A 13,230-nucleotide genomic window follows, 5' to 3' on the forward strand; every position below is an offset into this window, starting at 1 on the left:
GGCCCGTCGAAATGACGGATCGATCCCGATTTGCCCCGCTGGAGCAGGCCGCATGTGACGCGGCCGTCCGCTCAGGGCGTGCAGCAACCAGTCGATGTCAGGACAGGGGAGGGGCGCGGGAATGAAAGGCCGCAGGCGCCGACTTCAGATGGAGGAATTCGGCATTGGTGGTTCGGAACAGAAGCTCGACGGCTTCCGGCAGCAACAGCACCGGCGGCGCCGTGAACAGCATGCTGCTCGCGAGCGAGATGACGGCGCAGATTGCGCAATTGTCGGCCGGATGCCGGTCGTTGTCGTGCTTGGCGGGCGGCTCGGTCCCGGTCACCTGGACCGCGAGGTCCGGCGTCGCCGAGGTCCCGATATAGGCGAGATCGATCAGCGACAGCCCGGTCTGAACTGCGGGCGCCGCTTGCGCGGCCGCGATCGGATGGAAATGTCCGAACGACAGCATGAACTGGACGGCGAGCGCGAACAGCGCCAGCCGCGAGCCAGTCTTGATGTGTCGCCGGAACCACTGCATGCCGATAACGCCCGCCCAATCGGGAGCGCGTCAACACCCAAGCGCCCCGATGTTACATTATAACATCGGATGGCATCCGCGATGTCAACCGGCGTTCAGACAATCCGTGTCGATGCATTGCCTGTGTGTGCTTGATGCAACGCAGACGTGAGCCCGGCCGGACTCAGCGTCCCTCGCGCAGCCATGTTGCCGCGAATGCGCCGAGCAACAGCAGCAGGCCAACCAGGCCGGCGAACATCGGCAGCACGCCGACACCCTTCACGACGCTGGCGTCGCGCATCTTGACGCCGAGCCAGCCGTCGCCGCGGAAGATCGAGGAGGAGCGTACCGGCACGACGCGCGGCATGTCGACGCTCGAACCGTCGACGATGCGCCGGGCGTCGCCGCCGGTTGCCTGCGCCAGCGGCTTCAGCATGTCGGTGGTCGAGGTGACCTCCGAGAATTCCTTCGGGTTGGTCGGCCCGACATTGATCAGCGCCTTCAGCGTGCCGTCGGTGGCCTGCCACAGGCCGAGCTCGTTGGCGGGCAGCGTCGCGCGCCACTCGCCGGGATCGCCGGCGGTGAGCGTCAGTTCATGCGTGGTGCCGCTCGGCGACGTCACGGTGACCGGCGATACGGTGTCGGCCATGGTCTGGCGCACCACCATGAGATCCTTACCCTGCACCTGCATGCGCAGCGCCTCTTCGTCGAGGTCGGGTTGCTTCATCAGCCAGTGCGACACCCGCCGCAACAAATCGAGATGCGGGCCGCCGCCCTCGTAGCCGCGCGCCCACAGCCAGATGTGGTCCGAGAGCAGCAGCGCGACGCGGCCTTCGCCGAAGCGCGACAGCAGCAGCAGCGGCTTGCCGTCGGCGCCGGTCATGACCGGCGGATTGATCGCGTTGCGGGTATCGACGGTGCGGAAGAACCGGCTCCAATGCGGCGGCTCGGCATTCGAGCCTTCCAGCCCGCGCGTCACCGGATGGCGTTTACCGGCATCGCTCAGATGCGCGTAGAACGGCTTCTCGGTCACGCCGACCGGTTCGGCCGGCAACACGGAGTCCAGCGGCGTGCGCCAGATGCTGGTGGTCGAGGCGTAGTCGGGGCCGGCGGACACCAGCACCGCGCCGCCGGCGCGGACATAGCGCGCGATGTTGTCGAAATAGGCGATCGGCAGCACGCCCTGGCGGGCGTAGCGGTCGAAGATGATCAGCTGGAATTCGTTGATCTTCTGCTGGAACAGCTCGCGGGTCGGAAATGCGATCAGCGACAGCTCGTTGATCGGCGTGCCGTCCTGCTTCTCCGGCGGACGCAGAATGGTGAAGTGCACGAGATCGACGCTGGGGTCGGACTTCAGGAGGTTGCGCCAGGTGCGTTCGCCGGAATGCGGCTCGCCGGACACCAGCAGCACGCGCAGCTTGTCGCGCACGCCGTCGATCGCGACCACGGCGCGGTTGTTGACCGGCGTCAGCTCGTTCTCGAGCGGCGAGGCCTCGATCTCGACGATGTTGGGCCCGGCGTGCTTGATGTCGATGTCGACGCTCGAGGTCTGGCCGCTGGTCAGCGTGCGCTCGTTGATCACTTCGCCGTCGCGGCGGATCGTGACCTTGGCGCGCTCGCCGGTGACGCCCTGGTCGTCGAGCCGGAAGGTGATGGTCTGGGTCTGGCCGACGATGCCGAAGCGCGGCGCGGCGGTGATCGCGATGCGGCGGTCGCGCTCGTCCTTGCGGCCGGTGATCAGCGCGTGGACCGGCGCCTGGAAGCCGAGCGCCTGGGCGTTGGCGGGAATGTCGTGCACGCGGCCATCGGTGATCATGAAGGCGCCGGCGACGCGCTCGACCGGAACGTCCGACAGCGCCGACGTCAGCGCGCCGAACAGCTTCGTTCCGTCGGTCTCGCCATCGGCCTGACCGGCCTCGACGACGCGGACCTCGAGGCCCTTGATCTGCTTCAGGCTGTCGACCAGCGCCTGCCGCGCCTTGTCGGTCTCCTGGTTGCGCGTGCCGAAATTCTGGCTCGGGCTCTTGTCGACCACGACGGCAGCGACCGAGGACAGCGGCTCGCGGTCCTCGCGGGTGAAGGAGGGATTGGCCAGTGCCAGCAGGATCAGCGCCAGCGCCGCGACCCGCACCGCGGCGCCCCGCGCGCGCGACACAAGCAGCAGCACGGCAATGACGACGATCGCGCCGAGCGCGAGCCACAGCACGAGCGAAGGAACCAGCGGTGTGAACGCGATGCCGTAGTTCATGACGTCACTCCGTCATTCCGGGGCGATGCGAAAGCATCGAGCCCGGAATCTCGAGATTCCGGGTCTGGTCCTTCGGACCATCCCGGAATGACGGTGTTGGCAGCTGAAGCACTTGCATCTCTATTGTCCCAGCCGCTCGATCAAGGCAGGCGCGTGCACCTGGTCGGCCTTGTAGTTGCCGGTCAGCGTGTACATCACGATGTTGACGCCGGCGCGGAAGGCAAATTCGCGCTGGCGCGGCTCGCCCGGCGTCAGCGGCAGCATCGGCTGGCCGTCGGGGCGGATCGCCCAGGCGCCGGCGAGGTCGTTCGACGTGATGATGATCGGCGAGACGCCGTCGCCGCCGCGCGCCGGGCGCTGCGCAGCCTCGTCGTCGTCCTCGCGCGGCAGCGCCTCGACCCAGGTCTGACCGGAGTTGAAGCGGCCGGGGAAGTCGCGCAGCAGATAGAACGTCTTGGTCAGCACGTGCTCGCGCGGCACCGGCTCGAGCTCGGGCACGTCGAGGGTCGACAGCAATTCGCGCAGCGTCTGCATGCCGGGCGTTTGCGATGAGCCGCTGTCCCCCGGCGGCGCTTCGACGGCGTCACGGGTATCGAAGATGACCGTGCCGCCCTGCTTCATGTAGGCGTCGATCTTGTTGATGGCGTCCTGCGGCGGCTTCGGCGCGCCCGGCACGATCGGCCAGTAGATCAGGGGGAAGAACGTCAGCTCGTCGCGCGCGGGATCGATGCCGACGGGATCGCCGGCTTCCAGCGCGGTGCGCTGTCCGAGGAACAGCGTCAGTCCGGACATCCCCGCCTTGACGATGGAATCGACGTCGGCATTGCCGGTCACGACGTAGGCCAGCCGCGTCTGCGACACCGCCTTGATGGCGAAGTCGTCGCTGCTGGCGTTCTGCGCGCGGCTCGGCGAGGGCACCATCGTGGTCGCAAGGATGAAGGCCAACGCGAGCACGGCCGGTGCCGCGCGCCGCCGGATCAGCGCGGCAAGGCCGCCGCCGAGCATGGCCACCACGATCGCATCGAGCAGGAACAGCGCCAGCGCCGTCGACAGCATGATGCCGCGCAAATCGCGCGGCTCGGCGTTGGTGTAGCTCGCACGCGTCGCGCGCAGGGCCGAGGTGTCGAGCGGCGCGATGCGATCGGCGGAGGCGAGCGTGTTGACCGCGATCGGGCTCTCGGCCGTGCCGTAGAAGCCGGGCGGATGGTCGGCCGTGCCGCGATCGCGATAGTCCGCCGACATCGGCTTGGCGCTCGAGGGCGGCGGGCCGAAGACGCCGAAGCCGTCGAGCGTGCGCAGCGGCGCAACCGTCTCGGCATTGGGATCGCTGGCGACGCCCGGGCCGGGCTTCGAGGTATAGCCGGACATGTCGATCAGCCGGCGCAGCATCTCGACGAAGGTGCCGGACATCGGCAGATCCGACCAGCGCATGTCAGCGCCGACATGGAACAGGCTGACAACGCCCTTGCCGCGACGCTCGCCGGTGACCAGCGGCGTGCCGTCCTCCAGCGAGGCCCAGCTCTTGGTCGAGAGCACGGCGTCGGGCTCGGCCAGCACCTGGCGGTTGACGGTGATGTCCTTCGGCACGGTGAGGCCCGAGAACGGGCCATCGGCGGCGAACGAGGCCATGTGCTGCGGCTTCTCCCAGGTCAGGCTGCCGCCGAGCGTGCGTCCGCCGCGGCGGAGCTTGACGGGAACGAGGTCGTCATCGGCCTGGGCGAGGCGCGGACCTGCGAAGCGCACCAGCACGCCGCCTTGCTCGATCCAGGCATTCAGCCGGTCGCGAATCTCTGGCGATAGCGTGCCGACGTCGGCCATCACGATCATCGGCAGCCGCTGGTCGAGGAATTGCCCGATCACCTGCTGCGGCGCGCCGCGATCGCCGAGCCTGACATCGGCGAATGGCGACAGCGCCCGGGAGAGATAGAAGGTCGACGCCAACAGCGGCTGCGCGGTGTCGTTGCTCGCACCCGAGACCACGCCGATGGCGCGGCGGCGCCAGCGCCGGTCGAGCAGCTGCACGGCGCCGGCCGAATGCTCGCCGGAGATTTCGAGCCGTGCGATGTCGTTGCGCAATTCGACCGGAAGATCGAAGGCGGCTTCGGTCTCGCGATCCTGCGGTCCGAATGTGTAGCGCGCCTCGCCGATCGGCGATCCCTTGGCGTCGACCGCGCGCACCGTTCCCGCCGCGATGCCGCTCTCGGTGCGCAGCACCTTCACCGTCATCTTGGCGGCGGCGTTCTCGGCCGCGACCAGCGCCTGCGCCGACTGCGCACCGCCCGCATAGATCGTCAGATTGCGGCTCTCGATCACCTTGCCGAGCCCCTCGGTGAATTCGCTGCCGCGTCCGGTGTCGACGCCGTCGGACAGCCAGGCGATGTCGCAGTCGCCGGTCGACTTGAGGAAACGTCCAAGCGCGCCGAGAGTTTCAACCCGATCGACCGAGTAGGGCTTCGGCGCGAGCTGGCGCAGCGCGACGCGCGCGGCGCCGGCCGGCATCAGTGTGATGTCGCGCGCGGGCTCGGACAGCGGCACCAGCGCGACGCCGCGGCGGTCGCTGTCGGCGTTGGCGATCAGTTCGTCCGCGGCCCTTATCCGCGCATCCCAGCTCGAGGCCGCGCTCCAGCCGTCGTCGAGCAGGATCACCAGCGGCAATTTGCCGGCGGCAACGCCGGTCTGTGGATTCCAGATCGGGCCGGCGGCTGCGAAGATGACGAGCGCGGCGGCGGCGAGCCGCAGCAGCGTCAGCCACCATGGCGTGCGCGACGGTGTCTCCTCCCTCGGCGCGATGTCGAACAATAGCCGCGTCGGCGGGAATTCGATCCGGCGCGGCCGCGGCGGCATCACGCGCAACAGCCACCACAGCACCGGCAGGCTGACCAGCCCCAGCAGCAGCAGCGGTTCGGCAAAGGAGAGGGGGAGGCCTGCGATCATGCGCTGCGTCCCGCCTTGACTATTGAGCGGCCGCCGCCCTTGCTCACCATCATGCCGGCATGCAGGAACAACAGCAGCTCGGCAGCGGAGCGGCTGGTGGTATGGGTCGAGAACAGCCAGTCGAGCCGATTGGTCTCGCCGCGGATCTGGTCGCGATGCAGCGCGACCCGGGCGACATAATCGCTCGCCCAGCTCTCGGCGCGGCCCGCGGTGATGACGCTGCCGATCTCCGGTTCGACGAATTCGACGCGCCCGGAATAGGGGAAGGTCTCTTCGGCGGGATCGACGACCTGGATCATGGTGCCGTGCGCGCCGGAGGAGGAAAGCCCGGCCAGCATCGTCGTGATCTCTGTGATTGGCGACCAGAAATCCGACAACACGACGACTTCGGCCAGCGACGACGGCACGAAGGACGGCGGCAGGCTCGCGCGCGTCTTCTCGTCGTGCAACATCGCTTCCGCCATCTTGTCGATCACGTTGAGGCTTGCCGTCGGATTCAGCAGGCCGGGAATGCCGACGCGTTCTCCGCCCGCAACGAGCAACTCGGCGAGCGCGAAGGCTACGATCAGTCCGCGCTCCAGCTTGCTGTCGCGCGCCTCGCGCGAGGCAAAGGCCATCGACGGCGAGCGGTCGGGCCAGATCCACACCGTGTGCGCGGCTTCCCACTCCTGCTCGCGGACATAGAGATGGTCGTCGCGTGCCGAGCGGCGCCAGTCGACGCGCTGCGACGGCTCGCCGGAGACGAAGCGGCGGTATTGCCAGAAATTCTCGCCCGAGCCGGCGCGGCGGCGGCCGTGCAGGCCATGGATGACGTTGGCAGCGACACGGCGGGCCTCAAGCACCAGACGCGGCAGCGATGCGGCGAGCGTTCGGCTTTCGCCATCGGCACGTCGAACCGCAAGGATCTCCTCGTTGTGGTGCCTGTTGTCTGCGGCCATCAACCGATCCGGGTCTTCAGTTGCTTGATCACGTCGGGAATGGTGCGACCCTCGGCGCGCGCCGAGAACGTCAGCGCCATGCGGTGCTTGAGCACGGGCTCGGCGAGATCGAGCACGTCGTCGATCGACGGCGCGAGTCTCCCGTCGAGCAATGCACGGGCGCGCACCGCGAGCATCAAGGCCTGGCTGGCGCGCGGACCCGGGCCCCATGCGATCAGCTTGCCGGCTTCGCCGCCCTCGGTGCCGGGACGCGCGGCGCGGACCAGCGTCAGGATCGCCTCGACCACGGAATCACCGACCGGCAGCCGCCGCACCAGGCGTTGCGCGGTGAGCAACGTCTCGGCGTCCATCGACGGCTTGGCCGCGGCCTCTTCGGCGCCGGTGGTTTCGAACAGGATGCGCCGCTCGGCGTCGCGATCGGGATAGTCGACGTCGATTTCCATCAGGAAGCGGTCGAGCTGCGCCTCGGGCAGCGGATAGGTGCCTTCCTGCTCCAGCGGGTTCTGTGTCGCGAGCACGTGGAACGGCTTTGGCAAATCATGCCGCGCGCCGGCAATGGTGATGTGCTGCTCCTGCATGGCTTGCAGCAGCGCCGACTGGGTGCGCGGGCTGGCGCGGTTGATCTCGTCGGCCATCAGCAGTTGCGCGAACACGGGACCTGCGATGAAGCGGAACGAACGCTTGCCGGCCGAGCTCTCGTCGAGCACTTCGGCGCCGAGAATGTCCGACGGCATCAGGTCGGGGGTGAACTGAATGCGCTTGGCATCGAGGCCGAGCGTGACGCCGAGGGTCTCGACCAGCTTGGTCTTGGCGAGGCCGGGCACGCCGATCAACAGCGCGTGGCCGCCCGACAGAATCGTCACCAGGGTGTTTTCGATCACCTGCTCCTGGCCGAAGATCACGGTGGAGACCGCTTCCTTGGCGGCCTTGATCTGGCCCGCGACCTGCTCGGCCGAACGGACGATCACATCCTCCAGTTTCTCGACGCTGTCTGCACCAGCCATTCGATCCGCTCCTTCTTGACGATGCGCGCACATCGGCGCGTCGTCATCATCTGTCGTCATCTCGGCCCTCATGCTAAACCTGAGCGAAGGCCATGTATTCGTTGAATTAAACTATCCCCACCTTATCGGTGTTTCAGGGTATGAACGGCATCACGATGTGGCGAGAATGACATCCCGACCACATCTCAGGATATGTGCACCAAACGTGCCAGATTGAAGGTAGGAAACTTTAAGGCAAACAATGGCGAAGCAAGGGCAGAGCGATTCCGGCAGGGAAACTACGGGCCTCGGGAGCAAGGGTCTCGAAGGGCTCACCACGGCCGCCAATCAAGCTGCGACATCGGGTTCGGCCGGACGCAAGGGTCTGCCGCCGGTTCACCTGTGGAATCCGCCATTCTGCGGCGATCTCGACATGCGAATCGCGCCTGACGGCACCTGGTTCTACATGGGAACGCCGATCGGCCGCCCCGCGCTGGTGCGGTTGTTCTCCACGATCCTGAAGCGCGAGGACGGCAAGCACTTTCTCGTGACACCGGTGGAGAAGGTCGGCATCCGCGTCGATGACGCGCCGTTCCTTGCCGTGGAAATGCAGGCCGGGGAAGACGCGCGCGGCCGCCTGCTCAGGTTCCGCACCAATGTCGACGATTGGGTCGATTGCGAGAAAGGCCACGGCCTCAGATTCGAGGCGGCCGAGGACGGCGGATTGACGCCCTATCTGCACGTCCGCGCCGATTTGTGGGCCAAGGTCACCCGCGCGCTCTATTACGATCTGGTTGACATGGGCGAGCAGCGGATGGTCGATGGTCAGGAGATGTTCGGCATCGAGTCCGGCGGCGAGTTCTTCGCGATGGCCGATGCCAGTCAGGTGAGGGACGCACTTTGAACGAGCCGTTGCTGAAGGTGGAGCCGGCGACGATCAGCTCGACGGAATTCTTCGCGCGGGCCCGCACGCGGCTCACTTTCGATGTGCCGCCGGGCCTAGTCGATCCGCATATCATTCCGCGCACCGGAGATTCCGGCAACGACCGCATGCTCGAGATCGTGGCGCAGGAGCAGCCGGTGCGGCCGGCCGCGGTGCTGATCCCGGTGGTCGATCACCCCGAGCCGACCGTGCTGTTGACGCAGCGCTCGCCCAATCTGTCGAGCCATGCCGGCCAGATCTCGTTTCCCGGCGGCAAGATCGACGCCACCGACGCCTCGCCGCTCGATGCCGCGCTGCGCGAGGCCTGCGAGGAAGTCGGACTGAAGCGGGAATTCATCGACCCGGTCGGCTATCTCGACCTTTATGGCACCGCGTTCGGCTTCCGCATCCTGCCGACGGTCGCCAAGGTGAAGCCGGGATTCACGCTTGCGATCAACGAGGCGGAGGTGGTCGATGCGTTCGAGGTGCCGCTCGCCTTCCTGATGAATCCCGAGAATCATCAGATCCACACCAAGGAATTCCGCGGCATGGACCGGTCCTATTACGCGATGCCGTTCGCCGAGCGCTACATCTGGGGCGCGACCGCGGGCATCCTGCGCGTGCTGTATGAGCGGATCTATCTGTCATGATCCGCACGGTATTGACCGAGATCGGAATCTTTCTGGTCCCCTTCGCGGTCTATGCCATCTTCCTCATCGCGACGCGGTCCGGCGTGACGCTGCCGGCGTCATGGCCGCTCGACATGATCGCAAAGTTGACGCTGGTGGCGCTGGTGATGGTCATCGTGAGCTTCGTGCTGCTGGCCGAATTGACTGGCGCGCCGCCGAATTCGACCTACGTTCCAGCCCATATCGAGAACGGCAAGCTGGTGCCGGGAGTTGAGAAATGAGCGAGGTGCGCCTGTTGTCCGACGCGCCATGGCTCGCTTCCGGGCCCGCGGCGCGCGTGCTCGACCTGCTCAATGCCGACGGCGAGGAAGCGCGGGTGATCGGCGGGGCCGTGCGCAACGCCTTGATGCAGATTCCGCTCGCCGACATCGACATCGCCACCACGGCGCTATCGGAGGAGGTGATCCGCCGCGCCAAGCGGGCGGGCATCAAGAGCGTGCCGACCGGCATCGAGCACGGCACGGTGACCTTGGTCGTCGACAGCCAGCCCTTCGAGGTGACGACGCTGCGCGAGGATACCGAGACCTATGGCCGCAAGGCCAGGGTGGCGTTCGGTCGCGACTGGGTGCGTGACGCCGAGCGGCGCGACTTCACCATCAACGGCCTGTCGGTCGACGCTTCGGGCGTCGTGCACGATCACGTCGGCGGCCTCGCCGACATCGAGGCGAGGCGCGTGCGCTTCATCGGCGATCCCGCGCAGCGGATTGCCGAGGACTATCTGCGCATCCTGCGCTTCTTCCGTTTCCACGCCGCCTACGGCGCGGGCGAGGTCGATCGCGCCGGCTATCTCGCCTGCATCGGCGGGCGCGCCGGTTTGAGCGGCCTGTCGGCCGAGCGGATCCGCATGGAGATGCTCAAGCTCGTGGTCGCGAACGGCGCCGCAAGTGCAATGGTCGCGATGGGTGACGGTGGTTTGCTGCAGCCGCTGTTCGGCGGCATCGCCTATACTGGACCGTTCGCGGCTATGATCGAGATCGAGCGGCTGATGAAGCTCGCGCCGAGCGCGATGCGAAGGCTCGCCGCGCTGACGGTCGCCGTGACCGAGGACGCGCGGCGTATCGCCAGCCGGCTGCGGCTCTCCAACGCCGAGGCCAAGGCGCTCGATTCGATGGGCCATCGCTGGTGGCGCTTGCCCGGCATGGACGAGGCGCATGCCAAGCGCAGGCTGTACCGGCTCGACGAGGAGCCGTATCGCGACCGGGTGCTATTGGCCTGGGCGCGCACCGGCGCGGGCCAGGATGTCGATCAATGGCGCGCGCTCGCCACGCTGCCGGAGCGCTGGCGCGCGCCGCACTTTCCGTTGCGGGCGTCGGATTTCATCGCGCGCGGCATTGCCGAGGGACCGGCACTCGGACATGTCCTGACCCTGGCGGAGGATGCCTGGTTGGCCGCGGACTTTCCGCTGGAGCCGAAGATACTGTCTGATATCGCCGACCAGACCGCGGCCCGTTTCACCCGCGACCATCGGCTTTGAATTTCCTCTGAGTTTTCTCTGAGTTTTCTTGCCGACGTCTCGATGCCGCCGTGGTCAGCGGCGGCACGGTGACGATTGGCCGAACGACGATCGGTCGAACGTCGCATGGAGGCGATGCTGCCGGCATCTGCCAGTCAGCATCGCGCCAACTGATCTCACGCCGCCTTGCGCTTCTTCTTGCGGTCGCCGTCGTCGTCTTCGTCCTCGTCGTCCTCTTCTTCCGCGTCGTCCTCGTCTTCGTCGTCTTCCTCTTCATCGTCCTCCGGATCGAGCTCGGTCGATTCGAGTGCGACAAGCGGCAAGGTTTCGCGAAACAGGTCGCCGTCCGTACCCATCCACAGGCACTCGACCTTGTCCTCGTCGATTTCGACGACCGTGACCGGATGGCCGCCGGACTTCAGCATGACAACATCGCCTGGTTTCAGTTCCATGATTTTCCCTCCGCGCTGGATGACGCGGGCGGCAGGCTAGCGACCGGTGATGACAGCCAAATCACGGCCGGCGCCAGCTTCAATGGAATTGACGTGGAAAACGGCCGCGATGCGCTATTTGCGCGCGGCAGGAACCAGTTCGCTCAGCGAGCGGATGATGCGGTCGGGCTTGATGGTCGATCCCGGCGGCAGCCCGACACCGTGCACGTCCATCCAGATCGCATAGATGCCAAGCCGCTGTGGCGCCACGACTTCCCACTCGAGATTGTCGCCGATCATCCAGGTGTCGGATGCGGTGACGCCGAGCGCTTCCATCGCGTGCAGGTAGGCGCGCTCCTCCGGCTTGCCGAAGCCGTGCTCGCCCTCGATCTGGATGTGATCGAAGCGATGGCCGAGCGCGAAGCGTTCGACCTTGGCGCGCTGCATGTCGGCGGCGCCGTTGGTGACCAGCGCGAGCTTGATGCCGAGCGCCTTCAACGCATCGATCGCTTCATGCGCGCCGGGGAAGACGAACATCTCTTCCTCGCGATAGGCGGTGAAGCGATCGGCGATGCGGTCCGCAAGATCGTCCGGCAGCGCGCGGTGACCGGCTGCCGCGAGCGCCGCGAAGCCGCCCTTCACGGTGAGCCGCCGAGCCTCGCCGAGCTTGATCCGCCAGATCGGCTCGGCGGTCGACCAGAATTGCCGTGCATAGGCCAAGAGCGCGGTCGCGACCTGATCCGGGGGGAGGGGCGCCAGTTCCGCGGCGAACTCCGTGGTGATCGTGGTCCAGGCGATCTCGGGGCGTCCATAGGCCGACAGGATGGTGTCATCCATGTCGATCAACATCGCGCGCGGCAGGTTCATCATGGCCATTTCACCTCCGGCGGCAGCGACGACAGGATCGAATCCACATTGCCGCCGGTCTTCAGGCCGAAGATGGTGCCGCGGTCATAGAGCAGGTTGAACTCGACATAGCGGCCGCGGCGGACCAGCTGCTCGTCGCGATCCTCCGCGCTCCAGGCGGCCGCGAAATTGCGCCGCACCAGGTCGGGATAGATCTTCAGGAAGCTGCGCCCGACGTCCTGGGTGAAGGCGAGATCGGCCTCCCAGTCGCCGCTGTCGTGCCAGTCGTAGAAGATGCCGCCGATGCCGCGGGCCTCCTTGCGGTGCGGCAGGTAGAAATAGTCGTCGCACCATTTCTTGTACTTGTCGTAGTCGGCGACGCCGTTCGGTCCGCTGCACGCCTCCTTCATCGCGGCGTGGAAGGCGACCGTGTCGGGGTCCTCCTGGGTGCGCCGGCGGTTCAGCACCGGCGTCAGGTCGGCGCCGCCGCCGAACCACGCCTTCGTGGTGACGACGAAGCGGGTGTTCATGTGCACGGCGGGCACGTTCGGATTGCGCAAATGCGCGATCAGCGAAATGCCCGACGCCCAAAAGCGTGGATCGTCGGCGGCACCTGGAATCTGCGCGCGGAATTCGGGGGCGAACTCGCCGTGCACGGTCGAGCAGTGCACGCCGACTTTCTCGAACAGCCGGCCCTTCATGATCGACATCACGCCGCCGCCGCCCGGCTTGCCGGTGTGGTCGGTGCGGTCCCAGGGGGTCCGCGCGAACCGGCCGGCGGCGCCGGGATAAAGCGTGGACGGGGCGTCGTCCTCGAGCTTCTCGAAGGCGGCGCAGATGTCGTTGCGTAGCGCCTCGAACCAGCCGCGCGCACGCGCCTTGCGGTCCTCGATGATGGCGGGATCTGTTGGCAGCATGACTAACCTTGCGGGCCGAAATAGGTGCAGCTTTCGTTGCAGCTGTCGCGATGGACGCTGACGCGGGTCAGCTTGCCTGCGTGTTGCAAGCGCTCCCAGATGAAGCGCGACAGATTCTCCAGCGTCGGCACGCCGATCGCCTCAATCTTGTTCAGGAACTTATGGTCGAGCGTCTTCTGCACCTCGGCCATGGCGCGTTCGAGGAGGCCGAGATCGACCACCATACCGGTCGCGGGGTCGGGCGTGCCGCGGACGGTAACTTCGGCTCGAAAGGAGTGGCCGTGAATCTCCTCGCTGGCGGCGCCAAAGGTCGTTCCGGACAGCGCATGCGCAGCCTCGAACCGAAACGCTTTCGTCAATTCCCACATCT

General features: G+C 66.9%; 13 protein-coding genes. 4 read left to right on the forward strand and 9 right to left on the reverse strand.

Annotated elements, in window-relative coordinates:
• Nucleotides 1-97 precede the first annotated feature (97 nt).
• From J2R76_RS35750 to J2R76_RS35770, 5 genes are all read right to left on the reverse strand, one after another.
• Nucleotides 98-520 (reverse strand): DUF2946 family protein, encoded by a 423-nt coding sequence (locus J2R76_RS35750; RefSeq protein ID WP_057016976.1) that lies wholly within the window; start codon nucleotides 518-520, stop codon nucleotides 98-100.
• A gap of 163 nt (nucleotides 521-683) precedes the next feature.
• Complete coding sequence (locus tag J2R76_RS35755; RefSeq protein WP_057016977.1) at nucleotides 684-2,747, reverse strand: hypothetical protein; 2,064 nt, start codon at nucleotides 2,745-2,747, stop codon at nucleotides 684-686.
• Between the two features lie 120 nt (nucleotides 2,748-2,867).
• Nucleotides 2,868-5,678 (reverse strand): DUF4159 domain-containing protein, encoded by a 2,811-nt coding sequence (locus tag J2R76_RS35760; RefSeq protein ID WP_076830466.1) that lies wholly within the window; start codon nucleotides 5,676-5,678, stop codon nucleotides 2,868-2,870.
• On the reverse strand, nucleotides 5,678-6,619 hold the full coding sequence (locus tag J2R76_RS35765; protein WP_076830268.1) for a DUF58 domain-containing protein: 942 nt from the start codon (nucleotides 6,617-6,619) through the stop codon (nucleotides 5,678-5,680). The genes J2R76_RS35760 and J2R76_RS35765 overlap by 1 nt, the downstream gene beginning before the upstream one ends.
• Nucleotides 6,619-7,623 carry a MoxR family ATPase gene (locus tag J2R76_RS35770; protein ID WP_038386028.1) on the reverse strand — a complete coding sequence of 335 codons (1,005 nt, stop codon included), beginning with the start codon at nucleotides 7,621-7,623 and terminating at the stop codon, nucleotides 6,619-6,621. Before J2R76_RS35770 ends, J2R76_RS35765 begins: the two co-directional genes overlap by 1 nt.
• Before the next feature lie 241 nt (nucleotides 7,624-7,864).
• On the opposite strand from J2R76_RS35770, the gene J2R76_RS35775 reads away from it, so the two are divergent.
• Genes J2R76_RS35775 through J2R76_RS35790 form a run of 4 tightly spaced genes read left to right on the forward strand, consistent with a single transcriptional unit; the run spans nucleotide 7,865 to nucleotide 10,687 of the window.
• Nucleotides 7,865-8,506, forward strand: a complete 642-nt coding sequence (locus J2R76_RS35775; protein ID WP_057016979.1) for a DUF1285 domain-containing protein — start codon at nucleotides 7,865-7,867, stop codon at nucleotides 8,504-8,506.
• 32 nt (nucleotides 8,507-8,538) lie between these two features.
• On the forward strand, nucleotides 8,539-9,174 hold the full coding sequence (locus J2R76_RS35780) for a CoA pyrophosphatase (RefSeq protein WP_371852161.1): 636 nt from the start codon (nucleotides 8,539-8,541) through the stop codon (nucleotides 9,172-9,174).
• Nucleotides 9,171-9,434 (forward strand): DUF6111 family protein, encoded by a 264-nt coding sequence (locus J2R76_RS35785; protein ID WP_028333189.1) that lies wholly within the window; start codon nucleotides 9,171-9,173, stop codon nucleotides 9,432-9,434. The genes J2R76_RS35780 and J2R76_RS35785 overlap by 4 nt, the downstream gene beginning before the upstream one ends.
• Nucleotides 9,431-10,687, forward strand: a complete 1,257-nt coding sequence (locus tag J2R76_RS35790; RefSeq protein ID WP_253625570.1) for a CCA tRNA nucleotidyltransferase — start codon at nucleotides 9,431-9,433, stop codon at nucleotides 10,685-10,687. Before J2R76_RS35785 ends, J2R76_RS35790 begins: the two co-directional genes overlap by 4 nt.
• A 155-nt stretch (nucleotides 10,688-10,842) precedes the next feature.
• On the opposite strand, the gene J2R76_RS35795 is transcribed toward J2R76_RS35790, so the two are convergent.
• The 4 genes from J2R76_RS35795 to J2R76_RS35810 all read right to left on the reverse strand — a co-directional run bounded on the left by J2R76_RS35795 (nucleotide 10,843) and on the right by J2R76_RS35810 (nucleotide 13,228).
• On the reverse strand, nucleotides 10,843-11,091 hold the full coding sequence (locus tag J2R76_RS35795) for a DUF2158 domain-containing protein (RefSeq protein WP_244558905.1): 249 nt from the start codon (nucleotides 11,089-11,091) through the stop codon (nucleotides 10,843-10,845).
• Between the two features lie 141 nt (nucleotides 11,092-11,232).
• Complete coding sequence (locus J2R76_RS35800) at nucleotides 11,233-11,973, reverse strand: HAD family hydrolase (protein ID WP_076830275.1); 741 nt, start codon at nucleotides 11,971-11,973, stop codon at nucleotides 11,233-11,235.
• Entirely contained in the window at nucleotides 11,964-12,860 is an 897-nt protein-coding gene (gene hemF, locus J2R76_RS35805) for an oxygen-dependent coproporphyrinogen oxidase (RefSeq protein WP_200844447.1), read from the reverse strand. The genes J2R76_RS35800 and hemF overlap by 10 nt, the downstream gene beginning before the upstream one ends.
• 2 nt (nucleotides 12,861-12,862) lie before the next feature.
• Nucleotides 12,863-13,228: a 6-carboxytetrahydropterin synthase gene (locus J2R76_RS35810; protein ID WP_076830472.1), complete on the reverse strand. Its 366-nt coding sequence runs from the start codon at nucleotides 13,226-13,228 to the stop codon at nucleotides 12,863-12,865.
• Between the last annotated feature and the right edge of the window lie 2 nt (nucleotides 13,229-13,230).

It is taken from the genome of Bradyrhizobium sp. USDA 4532 (genome assembly GCF_024171315.1).
GTDB classification, from domain to species: domain Bacteria; phylum Pseudomonadota; class Alphaproteobacteria; order Rhizobiales; family Xanthobacteraceae; genus Bradyrhizobium; species Bradyrhizobium australafricanum.

Coding starts and splice junctions, on each gene's coding strand:
- J2R76_RS35775 (WP_057016979.1), top strand. CDS start 7,865: ATGGCGAAGCAAGGGCAGAGCGATTCCGGCAGGGAAACTACGGGCCTC.
- hemF (WP_200844447.1), bottom strand. CDS start 12,860: ATGCTGCCAACAGATCCCGCCATCATCGAGGACCGCAAGGCGCGTGCG.
- J2R76_RS35795 (WP_244558905.1), bottom strand. CDS start 11,091: ATGCTGAAGTCCGGCGGCCATCCGGTCACGGTCGTCGAAATCGACGAG.
- J2R76_RS35750 (WP_057016976.1), bottom strand. CDS start 520: ATGCAGTGGTTCCGGCGACACATCAAGACTGGCTCGCGGCTGGCGCTG.
- J2R76_RS35785 (WP_028333189.1), top strand. CDS start 9,171: ATGATCCGCACGGTATTGACCGAGATCGGAATCTTTCTGGTCCCCTTC.
- J2R76_RS35765 (WP_076830268.1), bottom strand. CDS start 6,619: ATGGCCGCAGACAACAGGCACCACAACGAGGAGATCCTTGCGGTTCGA.
- J2R76_RS35800 (WP_076830275.1), bottom strand. CDS start 11,973: ATGGCCATGATGAACCTGCCGCGCGCGATGTTGATCGACATGGATGAC.
- J2R76_RS35810 (WP_076830472.1), bottom strand. CDS start 13,228: ATGTGGGAATTGACGAAAGCGTTTCGGTTCGAGGCTGCGCATGCGCTG.
- J2R76_RS35770 (WP_038386028.1), bottom strand. CDS start 7,623: ATGGCTGGTGCAGACAGCGTCGAGAAACTGGAGGATGTGATCGTCCGT.
- J2R76_RS35755 (WP_057016977.1), bottom strand. CDS start 2,747: ATGAACTACGGCATCGCGTTCACACCGCTGGTTCCTTCGCTCGTGCTG.
- J2R76_RS35790 (WP_253625570.1), top strand. CDS start 9,431: ATGAGCGAGGTGCGCCTGTTGTCCGACGCGCCATGGCTCGCTTCCGGG.